The sequence below is a fragment of the Bacillaceae bacterium S4-13-56 genome, from assembly GCA_040191315.1.
Taxonomy (GTDB): domain Bacteria; phylum Bacillota; class Bacilli; order Bacillales; family JAWJLM01; genus JAWJLM01.
Genome location: JAWJLM010000025.1, coordinates 38,240 through 59,201, shown reverse-complemented (window position 1 = coordinate 59,201; position 20,962 = coordinate 38,240). Strand labels below are relative to the sequence as shown.

Below are 20,962 nucleotides of genomic sequence, written 5' to 3'. Positions count from 1 at the left end.
GTAGCTCTATGTAGCTTTCCTTACTGAGATTACTCAGGGCGAAGATTACTTGATGAAGCTGTTTCGCTGGAGCTAGACAGATTCTCTAACAACTTATAAATTCTGCTAGTAAAAAAACTCCCTCAAAACATGAGGGAGAGTCAACCAATTACTATTTAAATAATAAAATCTTACCTACTGTTCCGTCTTCGCTTTGACCAACAACTCGGAATTTTAATCCATAATCAGATACATTACGTCCTGCATCAACTAAACCTGGGTTACTATAATCAAATCCGTCATTAAACAATGGGGTTTGAGATGTTTTATTATCTTTTAACGTAACTCCAAGTAAACTTGAATAATCAAGGAACATCTTATCTCCTTTGTTTAAGCTAAAGGCTGCGTCATTAAGCAAATAGCGTGTACTTGCTACTTCACCATCACTCCAATATTTTGCATCTTGGTTAGCGTCAACTACCCCTAGATATCCTTCACCTGGATGATAACCAGTCCAGTTGTTATCATAGGAATTATCTACATACCAAACAACTAGTCCTTGGTCATAACTCATTAAGCTTGCCCCACGACGAATATTTTTAAGGCCTTCGTCTACTCCATTATGGGTTCTCCACTCTAATAAGTAGTAATGCTCAGAATAGAATTTTCCGTTGTCTTTCTTAAATCCTTCAAATGTAAATGCAGATTCTCCTTCAGCATCATCAGAAAGAAGAACAGCGCCGTCAGCTACTACTGAGATGTCGTCTACATAGAACCCAGGGTTAGCTACATAACCATCTGTCCAGTAGTTAAACGCAAGCTCAACTTCTTCACCAACATATGCAGAAAGATCAAAGGTTGCATCTACCCAACCATTAGAAGATCCGGTAATACCATGTCCTGGATTTTGATCAAATGGATTTTCAGTTGTTGTTATGTTTCCTTCAATGGATTCTCCATTAACTTTTACAGAAGCGTAGTCCCAATCAGTTTCAATATCATACCAAACTTTAAACGTAAGCTCTGCAGAAGTAGCATTTGTTAAATCAACAGTAGTAGTCATAGAATTGTCTAGGTTATTTCCACTTCCGCTAAAGTATTCATAAACACCACTTGTCGGAGTGTTTACTGTATTTTCTTTGTCAGGTAGATTGATGCGGACTGCATCATTATTTGTTCCTTTTGTAGCAGCTTCATCTAATAATACTTCCGTTCCTTCACTTGTGATTTCATCGGCATCAAAAGTTGTACCAGATAACCAATTCCCGCCGTGTTTTGCTTGTAGCATTTCTTTAGCATAGGGACTGAATCCAGTTGGCTCTGTTCCTGCAATTGCTCCGGCCCAGCTACCACTTGCCATGATGGACCAGTAAGCAACAGCTTCCCCAGCACCTGAGTAGTAAGTATCATATTCATCCGGTAATCCTAAGTCATGACCAAATTCGTGAGCAAATACTCCAGCCGCTCCATCTTCAGGTTCAATCGTATAATCATAAGCTGCTAGTAATCCACCAAATCGGTCACTATTAGAATTTCCACCTGGTACCGCAATTAGTCCACCAAGATTCCAGCGGTGAGACCAAATCGCATCTCCACCTAATGATCCACCACCAGCTTCTTCACCAACACCTGCATGGATAACCATCAAGTGATCAATGATACCGTCTGGCTCACTATATACGCCATCACCATCAAAGTCGTCACGATCCCAAACATCGTACTCACTTAAGTCTACATTAGGGTCTTGACCGGCTTTTGTTAAAGCTTCATAAACTAATGTTCTAGGTCTTGCATCGGAACCATTTTCATCTGGATAGTTTCCACCGTAGTATTCAGCAGGATGGTTAGCTGTATACCAACCAGCAACATTCCCATCAACTGTGTAACTTCCACCAGATTGTTGTTCATAAAATTGCTTCATAGATACAAGGTTTTCACCATTAGGACCCTCATACCCATCCTCACCAAAAATCATATTTTGGAAATGTTCATGAGTATAATCCTCATACCACATATCAGTTTCTTCTGGTGTTATAGAACTTTTTTCATAGTTAGGAAAGTCGATAGCAAGTACTAACACTTTATCTTTCCGAACTTCTCCATCATAAGCCTCTTCATCAATTGAAGAAACTTCCCCTTTTGTTTGTCCAAGCTTATTTCCTTTTCCTTGTTGTAATCCATTATTGTTCTTTTCTAAACCAGCATCCTTAAGGTTGCCTATTTGTTCTCCAGGAAGTTTGTCCAATGTTTTTCCTGTACTATTTGCCTTCGCTTGCAAATAGGCAGAAAGAGCTTTTTCAGCCTCTGCACGAGTCGCGTTCTCTGAGATTTTCCCTTCTTTCTTTAGCATTTCAATGAGTCTATCATCATTGGCTATACCTAAATCAATAGGTGAACTTACCGGAGACACTACTCCCTTGCTAACAGATTGAGCTTCAGTTACAGGTGCAGCTCCCATTGTTAAGGATGATAATCCTAGGCTTAAAATCATAGCCGATGATAAGAGTTTTTTCTTATTCATCATGCTCCCCCTTTACATTTCTATTTATTTTTCAAAACACTAATTTCATAATAATCTAAATATTTATATAACGAATCTGACAAATGATTCATTTTTCTGAAAAATAAAAATACAACCAAGACTTATTGCGGGGGTAATTTGAACTAATAGTTATTTTCTCACAATAATATATTCGTAAAATTTTCTCATAAAGTCGTTGGAAAGGGAGCTCCGAAAGATATAATTGGGATTGGGCTTATTAGATAAACTTTCAGCCAGCAGCCGTCCGCCACTGATTGTTAGCACCAAAGTGTCCTGAACCAATCGGACATTTACGGATAGCCAATCATGAAGCAAGCTCCATCAATAAGGATGAAAAATTTAATGTTTTATTTTCATGGGAGTAATACCCCACCTACTCTTTTCGTTTCTTTTAAGACTTGAGGTACTGCCCGTTCATGCGAGATAAACTCGACTCTAGGCATGGCACAACCAACTGGAGTAAGTTATCAAATTAAAAGACAACCCAAGTGGATTGTCTTTTTCTAGTTACATATTCCTTCTGTATTGTCCGCCAACTTCGTAAAGTGCCTGTGTGATTTGACCTAGGCTTGCTACTTTAACCGTTTCCATGAGTTCAGCGAAAATATTTCCTTCAGATGCGGCAACTTCTTTTAATCTATGAAGTGCCTCCTGAGTTTCTCCTGCATTCTCTTGCTGAAACTTGCGGAGATTCGTAATTTGGAGTTCTTTTTCTTCTTTTGTTGCGCGAGCAAGTTCAATAGAATCCAATTCTTCTTCTGATGGTGGGTTTGGATTAAGGTAGGTATTCACGCCAATAATCGGCAGTTCCCCAGAGTGCTTTTTCCCCTCATAGTATAAAGACTCCTCTTGAATTTTACTTCTTTGATACTGGCGCTCCATAGCACCTAATACTCCCCCACGATCATTGATTCTCTCAAACTCCTGTAGAACCGCTTTTTCAACTTGATCTGTTAACCATTCGACAATAAAAGAACCTTGGAGTGAGTTTTCATTTTTTGTCAGTCCGAATTCCTTATTAATAATCATTTGAATCGCCATCGCACGTCGAACCGATTCCTCTGTAGGAGTAGTAATCGCCTCATCATAGGAATTCGTATGCAAGGAATTACAGTTATCTTGAATGGCAATCAAGGCTTGCAGTGTGGTTCGGATATCATTAAAATCAATTTCCTGTGCGTGAAGAGAACGTCCTGAAGTTTGGATATGGTACTTCAGTTTCTGACTGCGCTCATTCGCTCCATATTTTTCTCGCATAACTATCGCCCAAATACGACGAGCCACACGGCCGATTACCGTATATTCTGGGTCCAATCCATTACTAAAGAAGAAGGATAGATTTGGTGCAAAATCATTAATATCCATTCCCCGACTTAAATAATATTCAACATAAGTGAATCCATTGGCTAAGGTGAACGCTAGCTGGGATATCGGATTAGCACCCGCTTCGGCAATATGATATCCGGATATTGAAACTGAATAATAGTTTCGCACCTTTTGATCAATAAAATATTGCTGTATATCTCCCATCATTCGTAAGGCAAATTCTGTAGAGAATATACAAGTGTTTTGACCTTGGTCTTCTTTCAAAATATCCGCTTGGACCGTCCCTCTCACAACAGAAAGGGTTTCGGCTTTTATTTGGGCCGTTTCTTCTGCATTAGGTTCACGACCATTCTCTTCTTTGAATTTTTCGAGCTGCTGATCGATGGCTGTATTCATGAACATAGCTAAGATAATTGGTGCGGGTCCATTAATTGTCATAGATACTGAGGTTGACGGAGCACATAAGTCAAAGCCGGCATATAATTTTTTCATATCTTCTAACGTACAAACACTGACACCACTTTCTCCAACTTTCCCATAGATATCAGGACGTTCATTGGGGTCTTCTCCATAAAGTGTGACAGAGTCAAAAGCTGTACTTAACCGCTTGGCGTCGTCCTCTTGAGAGAGATAATGAAAACGACGATTTGTACGTTCTGGTGTACCTTCTCCAGCGAATTGACGCTTTGGATCCTCTCCCTTTCTCTTAAACGGAAAAACTCCTGCCGTGAACGGGAACGCTCCAGGAACGTTCTCCCTCATCAACCAAAGGAGACGATCTCCCCAATCTTGAAACGAAGGGAAAAGGACCTTTGGAATTTTCAGTCCTGATAGACTTTCTGTGGTAAGGTCCATGGTAATCTCGCGGTCTCTTACCTTAAAAGTCATCGTATCTTGTTCGTATTGTTTCTTTTTGTCATCCCAATTTTGGAGCTGGTTTTTTAAATCTGGCTCAAGAGAGGCTTCCACTTTCTCTTTTTTCTCTTGCAAAACTTCAATGGTAGGAGTATCGTCTACTTCTTTAAGGACACCTTCTAGCTGGTACCATTTTCTTGCACGTTCCGCTTGCTCCTCCGCTTTTTTATGGTAGTTACGAACTGTCGATGAAATTTCTCGCAAATAATGGCGTTGTTCATTCGGAATGATGACATTTTGCTTTTGGACGTTGCTCGTTTTCTCAAACGGAATTTCCTCATTCCAATCATATTTCTCATTCATTTTTTCAATGATTGCGGAAAATAAGTTGTTGGTCCCTGAGTCATTAAATTGACTTGCAATCGTTCCGAATATAGGAAACTTTGATTCATCCTCATGAAAAAGCATATGACTACGTGAATATTGCTTTTGAACCTGTTTGAAGGCATCCTCTGATCCCTTTTGTTCAAACTTATTAATAACAATAAAATCAGCAAAATCAATCATATCTATTTTTTCTAACTGGGTAGGAGCCCCAAATTCAGCTGTCATGACGTACATCGAAAGGTCACTCACATCTGTTATGGCTGCATCTCCTTGCCCAATCCCAGAGGTTTCCACAATGATTAGATCAAATCCTCCTGCTTTCACAACTTGAATGGCATCTGAAATAGCTTTGGATAGCTCACTGCGAGAGTCTCGAGTGGCAAGGGAACGCATATACACTCTCTCATTAAAAATAGCATTCATACGAATTCGATCACCGAGTAAAGCTCCACCCGTTTTTCTTTTCGTTGGATCTACAGAAAGAACGGCCACACGTCGTTTTGGGATTTTGTTCACAAAACGGCGAATAAGTTCATCGGTTAGTGAGCTTTTTCCAGCTCCCCCTGTCCCCGTTATACCAAGCACTGGAACTGTTTTGGATGTCTTATGGCTGATTTTTTCTAAAAGATCTTTGGTTTTCTCTTCGGATGTATTTTCTACGTAGGTGATGAGTTTGGCGATAGATTGATAGTCTCCTTTGTTGAGGTTCTCGATGGCTGTTTGTTGATCAAGTGGTGTTGGAAAGTCGCATTCTTTGATCATATGCTCGATCATGCCCTCGAGTCCAAGCTCGCGTCCGTCTTCTGGTGAAAACAAGCGTGAGACGCCATAGTTGTGGAGTTCTTTCATTTCTCTTGGGATGATGACTCCCCCTCCACCTCCGAAAACTTTGATGTGGCTGGCTCCTCGTTCTTTGAGGAGGTCGATCATGTATTTGAAATATTCGACGTGTCCGCCTTGGTAGGAGGAGACGGCGATGCCCTGGACGTCCTCATGGATAGCGGCTGTGACGACTTCTTCGACCGATCGATTGTGGCCGAGGTGAATAACTTCTGCTCCTGATGCTTGCAAAATTCTTCTCATAATGTTGATGGATGCGTCATGTCCGTCAAATAAACTCGATGCAGTGACAAAGCGCACCGGATGTTTTGGTTGGTAACGTTCCCCTTTGTTCATAGTTCTTCCTCCCATCTAGTTTTCTTGTGAAATCGCAATGGATTTACGTATGTGTCATCATACTCTTTCCAGAGATTCCTTTTATAAAATCCCGTGGATAAGGTTACGAATTTGGAGTTCACAATAAGTATCTAGGTCGTATTTTTTTTGAAGCGCCCAACGACGGAATCCCCACATCTGTCCTTGCACAAAAATATTATTTGCAATGAGAAATACCTCGTCTTCTGTCTTTTCCTCATCCAAGCTGTTTTGAATAACGATTTGTAGCATGTGGACCATTTCCTTCTCTTTTTTTAGAACGTAATCCTGCGCTTCTTTTGGAAGAGCTTTTACTTCCTGGTACATGACGAGTACTTCATCCTGCATTTCATCCATTAAAGTAAAATAGGCCCGGATCGCACATGTTAGGTTTTCCTGTGATTCTTCCTTAAGATCAATGATTTGATCCATTCTTTCCTTTACCCTCTCATAAATGGAATCACAGACAAGGAAAAGAATATCTTCTTTTTTTCGAATATACTCATAGAGCGTACCGATGCTAAAGCCTGCGGTCTTCGCCAATTCTCTTGTGGTTGTACGGTGAAATCCTTTTTCCTTGAATAGGATGACGGCTGCTTTTATCATTTGCTCCCGACGAATGGCAATTAAGCGTTCATCTTTAATCGTGCTCGGAACCTTTTCCAGGGTCATTAGGGGGCTTCCTCCCTTCCGTCCATTCTTTCACCCATTGTTTTGCTAACTTATAAGGATCCGACTGTTCCTGTTGGAGTGCCAATTGTTTCGTTGGGTCTTGCTCAATCATTTGTTGTACTTCTTTAAGGAGTTCTTCTCGGATAAGTTCATAGATTTCATGTTCACGCTGATACAGTTTTTTATGTGTGGTCTTCTTGTGCTTTTGGATGGCTTCCCATAGCTCTTCAATACCTTTTCCTTCAGTAGAAATCGTTTCAATAATGGGAAATATCCACTCATCAGTGGCTGTTATATGAATAAATTCGCTCAACTGATTTTTAAGCCTCTGAACCCCTTGCAGATCGGCTTTATTAATTACAAAAAGATCAGCAATTTCCATGATCCCCGCTTTAAATATTTGCAGGACATCCCCACTATTCGGAGTAAGGACAACTACGGTCGTATCAGCTATCTTCATGACATCTAGCTCAGATTGGCCGACACCGACCGTTTCAATAAAAACTACATCAAATCCAAAGGCTCCACATACTCTAACAGCATCTTTCGTAGCTCTCGCCAAGCCGCCTAGGCTCCCTCTTGTAGCCATGCTTCTTATAAAAACCCCATCGTCACTAAAATGTTTATACATCCTCGTGCGGTCCCCAAGAATAGCTCCTCCACTGAACGGACTTGTTGGGTCCACAGCTACCACAGCAACGGTTTTGTTTTTTTGGCGTAAGGTGTGAATGAGCTGATTCACAAGTGAACTTTTCCCAGCACCCGGGGCACCAGTGATCCCTATATAATGAGTATTATTGGACTGGTGATAAATTTCACTCATGATAGTGAGTTTATCTGGATGGTCATTCTCGATCATGGAAATCAATCGGGCCAAGGCACGCTGGTCTTTGTTTTTAAGGCGCTCGATGAGTACGGTTGAGTTAGAATTCAAGGGATGTGGACTCCTTTCTTGTTTTGCATTGGATTTGAGTTTGAGTTTAGTTAATTAATTGTGTTCGCTATTGTTAGGTTCGGCATGTATTTCTGATTTTACTTTGATTGGCATCGAAGTCTTGCCTAGTTCGTCGCTCTTTTATTTGGTTTCTCTGCTTCTATGCCGAAGTCGCGCTAGATTTACGTCGAATTAGAAAAAGTTCGTCACCTAATTTTACACAGCAATACGAACACTGTTCTCCAATCCTATAAAGTGAAACTTCCATCAGTGGCCGTCTTCCACTGATGGAAGGCCCTTGAACCAATTGGACATTTATCCCCCACCTACTCTTCTTGTTTTACTTATGACATCTGAGGCGGGGGTAGGACTGCCCGTTCAAGTGGAATAAACTGGAATAAGAATTACTCCTGCGTTAGCATTCTACCAATAACCAAACGCTGAATTTCATTCGTTCCTTCATAGATTTGAGTGATTTTCGCATCTCTCATGTAACGCTCTACAGGGTAATCCTTCGTATAGCCGTACCCACCAAATACTTGAACCGCTTCAACGGTCACTCTCATGGCCGTATCCCCAGCAAAAAGCTTAGACATGGCCGACGCTTTTCCGTAAGGTAGCCTTTGGGATTCAAGCCATGCCGCCTGATAGGTTAATAGACGTGATGCCTCAATTTCGGTTGCCATATCAGCCAACTTAAAGGAAACTCCTTGCTGCTTGGCAATTGGTTTCCCAAACTGCTCACGCTCTTTTGCATAAGCGACAGCTGCGTCAAGTGCTCCTTGAGCAATTCCCACTGCCTGAGCGGCAATTCCATTTCGACCCCCATCAAGGGTTGTCATTGCAATTGTAAAACCTTCCCCTTCTGCCCCAAGCATATTAGCAGCTGGAACTCTAGCATTCTCAAAAATTAATTCAGTCGTTGGAGAAGAACGGATACCGAGCTTCTTTTCCTTCTTCCCAAACGTAAATCCAGGTGTACCTTTTTCCACGATAAACGCACTGATTCCCTTATGTTTGGCATCTACATCAGTTTTCGCAAACACAATATATAAATCCGCAACACCACCATTGGTGATCCACACCTTGCTTCCATTAAGCACATAGTAGTCTCCATCTTTTTTAGCAGTCGTTCTCATCGAGGCAACATCCGATCCTGCTCCTGGCTCAGACAATGCATAAGCTCCTAGTTTTTCCCCAGTTGCTAGTGAAGTCAAGAAAGTCTTTTTCTGCTCCTCGCTTCCATACTTAAAGATCGGCCAGCTTGCCAATGATAAATGTGCTGACAAAGTTACCCCTGTTGAAGCACACACTCGAGACAGCTCCTCCACAGCAATCACATAACTCACATAGTCCGCACCAATACCACCATATTCCTCCGGCCACGGAATCCCGGTTAAACCAAGCTCCGCCATCTTATCGAAAATCTCACGGTCAAAGCGCTCCTCTTCATCACGCTCAGCTGCTGTAGGCTCAACATCCTTCTTCGCAAAATCCCGTACCATTTTTCTTAACATTTCCTGCTCTTCTGTTAACTGAAAATTCATCTTCTATTCCCCCTAATCTTTTAACACATGATTACTGATTACAATATGCTGAATCTCATTCGTACCCTCGTATATTTGTGTAATCTTTGCATCACGGAACAAACGCTCCACTGGATAATCCTCGGTGTACCCATAGCCCCCATGCACCTGAACAGCCTCAATCGCCGTCTTCACTGCCGTATTAGAAGCAAACATCTTCGCCATCGAAGCCTCTTTTCCACCAGAAAGGCCTTGTCCCATTAGGGATGCCGCATGATAGACTAATAGTTTAGCAGCCTCCACCTCCGTCGCCATATCCGCAAGCTTAAACGAAACTCCTTGCTGATGAGAAATCGGCTTTCCAAACTGCTCCCGCTCCTTCGCATACCTTACCGAAGACTCAAGAGCAGCCTCCGCAATTCCAAGAGCTTGAGCTGCAATCCCAATCCGGCCCACATCCAAATTAGCCATCGCAATCTTAAAGCCCTCCCCCTCAGCCCCAAGACGCTGACTCACAGGCACCACCGCATTCTCAAAACGTAGTTCCACCGTATTCGACCCACGAAGCCCCATCTTCTTCTCTTTTTTACCAATGATTAACCCAGGCGTATCCTTCTCCACGACAAATGCCGACACACCCTTAGAACCTTTTTCAGGGCTTGTTCTTGCAAAAACGATATATGTATCTGCCTCGCCCCCATTCGTAATGAACATTTTCGCGCCATTCAAGATGTAGTTCTCTCCCTGTCGGACAGCGCGTGTTACTAGGCTGGACGCGTCAGACCCGGCACCTGCTTCCGTCAAGGCAAAGGCACCCAAATACTCTCCAGAAGCAAGCTTTGGAATGTATTTTTGTTTTTGCTCCTCATTCCCAAAATATAAAATAGGCGTTGTCCCTACAGATGTGTGAACGGACAAAATGACTCCCAAAGTAGCACTTACCTTCGATAGCTCATGGATGGTCATGATATAGGAGATGAAATCCATCCCCGCCCCACCATACTTTTCTGGTATTGGGATACCCATCAGTCCGAGTTCGGCCATTTTTTCGATAACCTCTCGTGGAAAACGGTCTTCTTTTTCCATTTGCTCAACGGCTGGTTGAACGACTTCTTGGGCAAAATCCCGGACCATTTTTTGAAGCATGAGCTGCTCTTCTGAAAATTGAAGATTCATGTCATCACCCCTTTACTGATAGGCCTATTTGTCATATACATAAAAGCCGCGTCCTGATTTTTTACCCAACCATCCGGCTTTTACATATTTTCTAAGTAAAGGACATGGACGGTATTTGCTATCCCCAAAGCCTTCATATAAAACTTCCATGATATAGAGGCAAGTATCTAGCCCGATAAAATCCGCCAAAGTTAGTGGCCCCATCGGATGATTCATTCCAAGCTTCATTACCTCGTCGACCGCTTCTGGCGTAGCCACTCCTTCATATACCGTATAAATGGCTTCATTGATCATCGGCATAAGGATTCGGTTTGATACAAAGCCAGGGAAATCATTCACTTCTACGGGGACCTTGTTTAATTTTTTTGTCATGTCTTCAATAGATTGATAGACTTCATCTGATGTTGCTAGCCCTCTAATGATTTCCACCAGCTTCATCACTGGAACTGGATTCATAAAGTGCATTCCAATGACCTGCGTCGGACGCTTAGTTGCTGCTGCTATTTCTGTAATTGGAAGCGAAGAGGTATTGGTCGCTAGAATAGTATGTTCTGGTGCTATGGCATCTAGCTGTTCAAAGATTTTCGTTTTTATCTCCATATTTTCTGTGGCTGCTTCAATCACAAGATCTACGTTATTAGCAGCATTTAATTCTGTTGCTGTTTGGATGTTGTTTAAAGTTGCTGCCTTCTCATCAGCTGTCATTCTCCCTTTTTCAATTGCACGATCTAATAACTTTTCCATTCGTTGAAGAGCATTGGTGAGAGCATCCTCCGAAATGTCCTGCAAGACCACTTGATATCCTGCTTGCGCACAAACCTGCGCGATCCCTCCCCCCATTTGACCTGCCCCAATAACCATAACCTGCTTAATATCCATCATTCTCCCCCTTTAAAGATTCGTAATTATGTTGGTGGTTGCCCGTGTTGGTGGTTGCCCGTGTTGGTGGTTGCCCGTGTTGGTGGGGACGGTTCTTATCAACACAGTTTCGTGTTGGCGAGAACCGTCCCTACCAACACACCTATTTAACTTGGATCATGATGGCGTCGCCTTGGCCGCCGCCTGAGCAGATGCTTGCTATTCCGATACCGCCTCCGCGACGTTTTAGTTCGTATGCAAGAGTGAGGATGATTCTTGCTCCACTTGCTCCTATTGGATGTCCAAGTGCCACGGCACCACCGTTGACATTCACTTTTGCTGGATCAAGTCCGGCAATTTTTTCACTTGCTAAAGCAACTGCTGCAAATGCTTCATTTACTTCAAATAGATCAATATCATCTACGGTTTTGCCTGTTTTCTTTAAGAGTTTTTCAATGACTAGACCTGGTGTTTTTGGAAAATCCTTCGCTTCCACTGCAATTTCTGCGTGTGCAAGGATAGTGGCTAAAGGTGTAACTCCTGACTTTTCTGCCTTTTCTTCAGACATGAGCAACATGGCACACGCTCCATCATTCACCCCTGGGGCATTTCCCGCAGTGATCGTACCTGTTGGATCAAATACAGGTCGAAGCTTGCTGAGGGAAGTGACAGATGTATCTTTTCTTGGAGCTTCATCTCGTTCTACTTTTACTGGATCACCTTTTCTTTGCGGAACCTCAACAGGCACAATTTCTTCCTGAAGGCGACCGTTTTCCATTGCATCAAAAACTCTTCGATGGCTTTCATAGGACCATTCATCTTGTGCCTCACGTGTTAAATCAAGTTCCTTAGCCGTGTCATTTCCATAGTTCCCCATGTGAACCTCTTCAAAGGAACATGTTAGCCCATCATGAACCATCATGTCTTTCACCGTTTGGTCACCCATGCGGAATCCCCATCTTGCTTTAGGCATGAAGTAAGGTGCATTGCTCATACTTTCCATTCCCCCAGCAACAATGACCTCCTCTTCCCCTAAACGAATAAATTGATCAGCCATGGTTACGCTACGCATTCCTGAAGCACAAACCTTGTTAATTGTTTCTGTCTTAACTTCCCACGGAATTCCAGCATTGCGAGCAGCTTGTCGAGATGGGATTTGCCCTTGTCCCCCTTGAAGAACCGTTCCCATAATAACCTCGTCAACCTCTTCTCCCTTCCAGTTCGCTCGTTGCAATGTCTCTTTAATCACAATTCCCCCAAGCTGTGATGCGGTAAGTGAGCTTAACGCACCTCCTAACTTTCCAAATGGAGTTCTTGCTCCAGAAACAATCACCGTTTTTGTCATTCTCCTTCTCCCCTTTGTTTGTATTTTGATAACGTTTTCAATTTATCTTAGGTTTTATGGACTTTCTAAAAGATTGTTAACGTTGTATCTTACAGAAATGCTCTATGCTCAAATTAATTGCTATAAGCTCAATTCCCTTTCTCTATGCGTGATTTTTTACGATAATGCGCGGCATCTCTAGGTCTATGATCAAAATTTTAAGTTTTATGCGCGGGTTATTTGGGGCAATGCTCAGATCTATCTTTGTATGCTCAAATCATCTATTTTTAGAGCATCTTTTTAATTCAATGCGCGACTTTCCTCCAAACTATGCTCACCTTTTTAAATTTTATGCGCGGGTATAACTCAACCTTTGCGCGGTATAGCTGCTTTATGCTCAGAAACTTCAGTTTCAGCTCAAAATTTCTCGTCTAAGCGCAGCTGACCCTTCTTCAAAATCACGTGATTGAACGCTCGCTCGACAAACAGTCAGAAAAGTAGGCTCTGCATCTTCTTCCTTCTCTCTGCAGAAGCCTATCTTTTCTAAATATATTTAAACCCCTTTGTCTTATTATTACTATTTCTATATTAATTCAATAATTCCTTTTTTAAGCTGATACTTCTTCTTTTTTCGGTTCCATTACAGAACGAAGGAGAATTTCAGCAACATCCTGTGTACCTACTGTTTCTTCTACTTCCTTGGCCTTTGTTCCATCGCTCAGCATGGTTAAACAGTATGGACATCCACTAGAGATCATGGATGGGGATACTTGTAAAGCTTGCTCTGTCCTTGCGACGTTAATTCGGTTTCCAGTTGTTTCTTCCATCCACATGAGCCCTCCACCAGCACCACAGCACATGCCGTTTTGTCGGTTACGGTTCATTTCCACCAGCTTCACACCTGGAATAGCCTTCAAAATTTCGCGAGGTGGTTCATAGACTTCGTTGTAACGACCAAGATAACAAGAGTCATGATAAGTAATCGTTTCGTTCACTTCATATTTTGGAGTGAGACGACCTTCTTTTACCCATTGAGCCAACAATTCGGTATGGTGGTAAACCTCTCCTTCAAAACCAAGATCAGGATACTCATTTTTGAAAATATTATAGGCATGCGGATCAATCGTTACTATTTTATTCACGCCATATTTCTCAAATTCCTTTAGATTTTTTTCTGCAAGCTCTTGGAATAAAAATTCATTTCCTAGACGGCGAGCTGTATCCCCAGAGTTCATTTCTTTATTCCCTAAAATCGCAAACTTAATGCCAGCTTCATTCATAAGTCTAGCAAAGGCAAGAGCAATCTTTTGACTTCGATTATCATAAGAGCCCATAGAACTTACCCAGAATAAGTATTCAAATTCTTCGCCTGCTTTTTGAAGTTCCTTAGCTGTTGGAATCTCAACATCCTCTTCAAGAGTGCGCCAATCCTCACGTTCTTTTTTGGAAAGTCCCCAAGGGTTTCCTTGGCGCTCGATATTTTGCATCGCACGCTGTGCATCAGGGTCCATTCTCCCTTCTGTTAAAACAAGATAGCGGCGAAGATCAATGATTTTATCAACATGTTCATTCATCACTGGGCATTGGTCCTCACAATTTCGACATGTCGTACATGCCCACAACTCTTCTTCTGTAATGACATCGCCAATCAATTGTTTTTCCTTAAACCCCTCGATAGTAGCTGCAGCTTCATCAGTGCCAGCTTGAGCCAACTGATTTCCAGCCGTATTTGCAAAGGCATAGGACGGAACCCATGGAGATCGGCCCGTGATTGCTGCCCCTTTTTCAGTTAAATGATCGCGGAGCTTCACAATTAAATCCATCGGTGAGAGCATTTTACCGGTTCCAGTTGCTGGACAAACACTCGTACAGCGGCCACATTCCACACAAGCATAAAAATCAATCATTTGCAGTTGATTGAAGTCTTCAATTTTTCCAACTCCAAAGGAAACTTCTTCTTCACTTTCCTCATCCATTTCAAAATCAATTTTAGACAACTTCCCAGGTGGTGTATTTCTAGACACATAAACATTTACTGGTGCCGCTAGTAAGTGAGCGTGCTTTGATTGAGGAACATACACTAGGAAAGTTAACAAAATTAGTAAATGAATCCACCATGATACATAGAAAATAGTTGTTGCTGCTACAGGAGGCAACCAGCTAAATGCTGCGGCGATTGCACTTGCTACAGGCTCTGTCCAGCTTCCTTCATGACCATGCCATACTAAATCCATTCCATTTCCTAATAATACAGAAATCATTAAGGTTCCAATAAAAATTAAAACAAGACCTGCTTTAAATCCTCGCTTCAGCCGCACTAATTTTTCAATATAACGTCGGTAGAACGCCCAAAAAACAGCTACTAAAATGACCAAAGTGACGATTTCTTGGAAGAATGTAAAGCCTGGATACAACGGTCCTAACGGTAGATGGGACCCTGGAGCTAACCCCTTCCAAATAAAATCAATAGCTCCGAACTGAACAAGGATAAACCCATAAAACATCATGACATGCATCGTTCCTGATTTTTTATCCTTCAATAGTTTTTTCTGACCAAATACATACACCCAAATCTTGTTCAGTCTTTCTTTCACATTGTTATCAAATTCAACTTTTTTACCTAAGCGAATATAAGCAATTCGAGTTCGTACTACTTGTACAAATAAATAAAGTCCGTAGATTGTGATTGCCAGAAAGGCTATCCAATTTAGCCATAACATTTCAGTCTTCCCCCTTTGTAATTTCTCATCCGTTGTTAAGCGCTTGCATTTTGCTTAGAAACATGGTGTTCGTTCATTCTTTCTTTGAAACCCTTATACTATTGAGTGCAAGCCTTTGCCTTAATTGCACGAAAGTTTCATCCTTCCCTATTTGCTAAAAATAATATTAATTCTGAATTCTATTACTACTAGTTTAAAATATGAATGAACATTCAGTCAACACATTTCCTTCACCAAATTGTACTTATTTTCTAACAGGTATGTAGTATAATTAATCACGGATTAACAAAACCTATTTGATTAGCAGCAGAGTGAGAAAGGAGCTGTACTTGTTTGAAATGGATTATTATAGGAATCACAGCAGTACTTCTTTTTATATTTTTAGCTTGGTTGGATTTCTGGTCTGGTCAAAAAAGCCATCACAAAAAGCCACAAGTTTTTAATTTTGATGAAGTCCCCGCATCTTTAGATTTTATCGATAATGGAATTCGCTTATTTGATTCTATGTTTCAAGAATTAAATCATGCGAAATCCAGTATATATATGATGTTTTTCACCATTACAAAAGATCCAATTAGCCAAGAACTTTTATCCATTTTAAAATCAAAAGCTCAACAAGGTGTAAAGGTTTATCTCTTATTAGACCGCTTTGGCAGTTTTAAATTTTCTAAAAAAGATATACAAGAACTGCAAAATAGCGGAGTGAACTTTGCTTATTCCCAATCTCCTTCCTTCCCTTTTCTTTTTTATAAAATTCAACGAAGAAATCATCGGAAGATCACTGTAATCGATGGTGAGATTGGATATACAGGGGGATATAACGTCGGAAAGGAATATATCGGAAAGGATCCAAAATTCGGGAATTGGCGTGACTATCATTTGCGTGTGAAAGGTCGGATGGTTTCTCAACTTTCCGATGTGTTTATAGCTGATTGGAAATTAACCACAGGAAAAGAGCTTTCCCATACAAAAATTGCTCCTAAAGAACAACCAAATCAAATGCTCACAAAAGTCTTCCCAACAGACGGGGTTCACCTTGAGGATACTTGGATCCAATTATTTGATAACGCCCAAGAAGAAATATTAATAGGGACTCCTTATTTCATTCCATCCAGCCGTTTATTGAATTCCCTGTTCCAAGCTGCTGCTCGTGGTGTAAAGGTAAGTGTTATCGTCCCCATTAAAAAAGATCATCCCCTTGTAAAAGAGACAACCCTGTATTTTTCCAAAAAGGCTGTCCCTAAAGGGATCAAGGTTCATCAGTTTAAAGAGGGTTTTTATCATTCCAAAGTTATTATCATTGATCAAAAAATATGTGATGTTGGAACGGCAAACATGGATTATCGTTCCTTACGATTAAATAAAGAAGTAAATGTATTTTTTAAGGATCCTGTTTTTATTCAGAACGTTAGAAGCATCTATTTTTCTGACTTAGAAAGAAGCATTCCTTTAACGAAAGAGCGATTGAAAGAAATTCCTATCGGTACACGAATAGTAGGACAAATAGGATACCTTGTAAGAGGATTGCTATAACGAGACGGGCGCTTTGAAGGCGCTCGTTTTCTTTCGGAAAGAAAAACCCCCACTAGAAATTCGCCAATTTCCCCTGTAAAATGTTCTTTTAGAGGATTGGAAAACTATAAGTTCAACGAAAGTGTATATTATCAGAAAGAGATGATTGACGTCATGAAAATTGGTTTTTTTGATTCAGGCATTGGTGGCCTAACTGTGCTACATCAAGCCTTAAAATTATTACCTAAGGAGGATTATATCTTCTATGCTGACACCTTCCACGCTCCTTATGGAGAAAAGCCGAAGGAAGAAGTCAGAGATTATATTTTTCAAGCCGCTGATTTCTTGGCAAACCAGGGAGTTAAAGCTATCGTAATTGCTTGTAACACAGCAACTAGTATTGCTGTAGAGGATCTGCGCAAAAAGTATGATTTCCCTATCCTAGGAATTGAACCTGCTGTAAAACCTGCCGTTCAAAACTTTGAAGAAAAACAAAAAAGGGTCCTAGTCTTAGCTACTCGTTTAACACTAAAAGAAGAAAAGTTTCATAACCTTTTAAAAAGCCTAGGTAAGGATGACATTGTTGATAGTTTGCCTCTTCCAGGACTTGTGGAATTTGCAGAGGAATTTGAGTTTAGGGAAGAGAAAATAATTCCTTATCTAGAAGAACAACTATCTTCTTTTGATATTCCTCAGTATGGGACAGTTGTCCTTGGTTGTACCCATTTTCCGTATTTTACCGCTAGCTTGAGAAAAATATTTGGAGAAGAAGTGGATATTATATCCGGGAATTACGGAACGGCTAAAAACCTAAAGAGAATTCTAGAGAATTGCAATCAAATCCAAGATGGTTCAGGAGAGATTTTGTATGTGAAGTCTGGAGAGTTTGTGAAAGACGAAAAGACGTTGTCTCAATATAGAGGATTGTTGGAGATGTTGGATTCGTAATCTTTGACGGCTTCCTCTTATTTTTTACATGTGCGTTGGTGCTGACACTTAAATTTGCCAAGCAATTCAAAAATCCATACGAGCCATAATGATTTCTTATCTTATAACAAAAACACATGCGATATCTTTATCGCATGTGTTTTTAATAGCTTTTTACATTTTTTCCGGTGCTTTAACGCCAATTAAACGAAGTGCGTTAGAGATCGTTTGGCGGACAGCCTCGACTAGGGCTAAGCGTGCTAGGGTACGTTCTTGATTTTCAAGGTCCAATACTTTTTCTGCATTATAAAAGCTGTGTAACTCTGAAGATAGATCAAAGACATACTGTGTAATTCGATGCGGCAGACGGCGTTCAGCTGCATCGGCTACGATGCTTGGAAAATCTCCAAGTTTTTTCAATAAATCGACCTCTTTTTCGGAAGTTAAAATAGTTGGATCTACCTTAGAAAAATCCAAATGGATTCCTTTCTCCTCTGCTTGACGGAGCATGCTACAGATTCGAGCATGGGCGTATTGGACATAATAAACTGGGTTTTCATTCGATTTAGAAACCGCTAAGTCCATATCAAAATCTAAATGGGAATCACTAGAACGCATAACGAAGAAGTAGCGCACAGCATCTATTCCGACTTCCTCCATGAGATCCTTTAACGTCACAGCTTTCCCTGTACGTTTGCTCATTTTAACCCGTTCTCCACCTTGGAACAGATTCACCATTTGGATAATTTCCACTTCTAAAGTATCTTCGTTATATCCTAGGGCTTGAATAGCTGCTTTCATACGCGGAATATAGCCGTGATGATCTGCCCCCCAAATGTTGATCAACGTTTCAAATCCACGTTCCAGTTTATCGCGATGGTAAGCAATGTCGGGAGTTAAATAAGTATAGCTACCATCTTGCTTGATTAACACTCGGTCCTTATCGTCTCCAAAAGGTGTCGTACGGAACCAAGTTGCTCCATCCTGCTCATATAAATGACCTCTGTCACGGAGAGCATCGAGAGCAAGATCGATCTTTCCATTTTTATATAAGGAGGTTTCAGAAAACCACTCATCAAATCTTACACGGAAATCCGCCAAGTCTTTCTTTAGTTTTTCTAATTCATAATTCAGTCCGTATTCACGGAAAAAGGTGAGACGTGAGTCTGCATCCTCGTGTTTCCACTTATCCCCCTGCTCGGAGGCAAGTTGTTGCCCGAGTGCTATGATATCCTTCCCATGATAGCCATCCTCTGGCATGTCCCATTTTTCCCCAAGGGCTTGGAAATAGCGTGCTTCTACAGATAGGGCTAGGTTGTTGATTTGGTTGCCGGCGTCGTTGATGTAGTATTCTCGGGAGACGTTGTAGCCTGCTTTATCTAGGATGTTGCAGAGGCTGTCTCCGACTGCGGCACCGCGGGCGTGTCCTAGGTGGAGGTCGCCGGTTGGGTTGGCGGATACGAACTCGACTTGGATTTTGTGTCCGTTACCGGTGTTGGTGCTTCCGTATTCTTCGCCTGCTTTTAGGATGGTTGGGAGCAGGTCGGTTAAGTATGTGTTGTCCATGAAAAAGTTGATGAAGCCTGGGCCTGCGATTTCGACTTTGCGAATGGAGGCTTTGGTTTGATCAAAGTTTCGGACTAGCTCGTCGGCGATGGCACGTGGAGCTTTTTTGGCGATGCGGGCGAGTTGCATGGCCATATTGGTTGCGTAGTCTCCGTGACCCTTGTCTTTTGGGGTTTCAAGGACGACGTCTGGGAGCTCTTCCTTGGTTGCGAGTCCTGCTTTTAGGACTGCTTCCGCAATTTCTTCTTTTAATTTGAGTTCTGTTTTTTCTACTATATTCATTGTGTTTGCCTCCTTTGATAGGTCAGGGTTAGTCTTTGACGCTTTTCCTGCTCTTCTTCTTGGTTCAATCGTAACAGATAGGTGATGAAAAGCCGACCTTTTTCAGTTTTGGGTGAAAATTGGTGCTCGATATGGTCGGTTTTTGTTTGCATATAAAATAATCCGTAGGGATGATGATAGGTGTTTTCGGTCCATTGTTTGGGAACAAAGACTTGGTGCATTTGTACAGGCCCCGTCCTTCGAATGGCTACGCGATTTTCCTGAATCGTAACGGTTGTTTGTATGTCTTCTCCCCCATCTTGATGTTCAATAAATCGGAGGATCATTCGGTTAGGAGCTTGGTAGCAATGGCCCTCTTCTTTTATGGTGATAATATCTTTTTGTCCTCGCTCATTGGATTCAGTAGTGAGCTTAAGGCTGACTGGGATAGATTCCATTGCATTCGTTACCTCCCTTGTGGTGGGCTGCATCCCCCTTAAATGGCGTTCTTTTCTTCTTATGAATGGTAATGATTTTAACTGTTTGGGTATGAAAATTCAAGCTGTATATGTAGTTTCCTATCCTATTTACTTATTTTCCTTTGCAGGATTCATTTTTGCGTTAATATATGCTGGCTATTCACTCTCTTTTCTTGGGTACAACACATTTTGCGTTAATAGATGCTGGCTATTCACTCTCTTTTCTTGGGTTCAAGTCATTTCGCGTTAATAGAAGCTGGCTATTCACTCCTTTTCCTCGAACACAAGTCATTTCGCGTTAATAGAGATGCTCTATTCACTCCTTTTCCTCGAACACAAGCCATTTCGCGTTAATAGAGACGCGCTATTCACTCTCTTTTCTTGGGTTCAAGTCATTTTGCGTTAATAGAAGCTGTCTATTCACTCTCTTTTCTTGGGTCCAACACATTTTGCGTTAATAGATGCTGTCTATTTACTCTCTTTTCTTGGGTACAAGCCATTTTGCGTTAATAGAAGCTGGCTATTCACTCTCTTTTCTTGGGTACAAGTCATTTTGCGTTAATAGAAGCTGTCTATTCACTCCTTTTCTTGGGTTCAACACATTTCGCGTCAATAGAAGCTGGCTATTCACTCCTTTTCTTGGGTACAAGCCATTTCGCGTTAATAGAGACGCGCTATTCACTCCTTTTCCTCGAACACAACACATTTCGCGTTAATAGAGACG

The 20,962-nt window shown here is 41.4% G+C and carries 13 protein-coding genes; 2 read left to right on the top strand and 11 right to left on the bottom strand.

What is annotated here, in order from left to right; genetic code table 11:
* Positions 1–151: 151 nt before the first annotated feature.
* The 9 genes from RZN25_08585 to RZN25_08545 form a co-directional block, all read right to left on the bottom strand.
* Positions 152–2,500: an immune inhibitor A gene (locus RZN25_08585; GenBank protein MEQ6376874.1), complete on the bottom strand. Its 2,349-nt coding sequence runs from the start codon at positions 2,498–2,500 to the stop codon at positions 152–154.
* Between the two features lie 528 nt (positions 2,501–3,028).
* Positions 3,029–6,265: a methylmalonyl-CoA mutase family protein gene (locus RZN25_08580; protein MEQ6376873.1), complete on the bottom strand. Its 3,237-nt coding sequence runs from the start codon at positions 6,263–6,265 to the stop codon at positions 3,029–3,031.
* An 81-nt stretch (positions 6,266–6,346) separates the two neighbouring features.
* Positions 6,347–6,955 (bottom strand): TetR/AcrR family transcriptional regulator, encoded by a 609-nt coding sequence (locus tag RZN25_08575; GenBank protein ID MEQ6376872.1) that lies wholly within the window; start codon positions 6,953–6,955, stop codon positions 6,347–6,349.
* Positions 6,924–7,889 (bottom strand): methylmalonyl Co-A mutase-associated GTPase MeaB, encoded by a 966-nt coding sequence (gene meaB, locus RZN25_08570; GenBank protein MEQ6376871.1) that lies wholly within the window; start codon positions 7,887–7,889, stop codon positions 6,924–6,926. The genes RZN25_08575 and meaB overlap by 32 nt, the downstream gene beginning before the upstream one ends.
* 404 nt (positions 7,890–8,293) lie before the next feature.
* Positions 8,294–9,436 carry an acyl-CoA dehydrogenase gene (locus tag RZN25_08565; GenBank protein ID MEQ6376870.1) on the bottom strand — a complete coding sequence of 381 codons (1,143 nt, stop codon included), beginning with the start codon at positions 9,434–9,436 and terminating at the stop codon, positions 8,294–8,296.
* Positions 9,437–9,448: 12 nt separating this feature from the next.
* The gene (locus RZN25_08560; protein MEQ6376869.1) at positions 9,449–10,591 is read right to left on the bottom strand and encodes an acyl-CoA dehydrogenase; all 1,143 of its coding nucleotides are present in this window, start codon (positions 10,589–10,591) and stop codon (positions 9,449–9,451) included.
* Positions 10,592–10,615: 24 nt separating this feature from the next.
* Positions 10,616–11,470, bottom strand: a complete 855-nt coding sequence (locus RZN25_08555) for a 3-hydroxybutyryl-CoA dehydrogenase (protein ID MEQ6376868.1) — start codon at positions 11,468–11,470, stop codon at positions 10,616–10,618.
* 142 nt (positions 11,471–11,612) lie between these two features.
* On the bottom strand, positions 11,613–12,794 hold the full coding sequence (locus RZN25_08550) for an acetyl-CoA C-acetyltransferase (GenBank protein ID MEQ6376867.1): 1,182 nt from the start codon (positions 12,792–12,794) through the stop codon (positions 11,613–11,615).
* A gap of 587 nt (positions 12,795–13,381) precedes the next feature.
* Complete coding sequence (locus RZN25_08545; protein MEQ6376866.1) at positions 13,382–15,493, bottom strand: heterodisulfide reductase-related iron-sulfur binding cluster; 2,112 nt, start codon at positions 15,491–15,493, stop codon at positions 13,382–13,384.
* A 333-nt stretch (positions 15,494–15,826) separates the two neighbouring features.
* Between RZN25_08545 and cls the strand changes: the two genes are divergently transcribed.
* The gene (cls, locus tag RZN25_08540; protein ID MEQ6376865.1) at positions 15,827–17,026 is read left to right on the top strand and encodes a cardiolipin synthase; all 1,200 of its coding nucleotides are present in this window, start codon (positions 15,827–15,829) and stop codon (positions 17,024–17,026) included.
* Between the two features lie 153 nt (positions 17,027–17,179).
* Entirely contained in the window at positions 17,180–17,953 is a 774-nt protein-coding gene (murI, locus tag RZN25_08535; protein ID MEQ6376864.1) for a glutamate racemase, read from the top strand.
* A gap of 153 nt (positions 17,954–18,106) precedes the next feature.
* On the opposite strand, the gene argS is transcribed toward murI, so the two are convergent.
* Entirely contained in the window at positions 18,107–19,780 is a 1,674-nt protein-coding gene (gene argS / locus RZN25_08530) for an arginine--tRNA ligase (GenBank protein MEQ6376863.1), read from the bottom strand.
* Positions 19,777–20,217 (bottom strand): DUF1934 domain-containing protein, encoded by a 441-nt coding sequence (locus RZN25_08525; protein ID MEQ6376862.1) that lies wholly within the window; start codon positions 20,215–20,217, stop codon positions 19,777–19,779. The genes argS and RZN25_08525 overlap by 4 nt, the downstream gene beginning before the upstream one ends.
* Between the last annotated feature and the right edge of the window lie 745 nt (positions 20,218–20,962).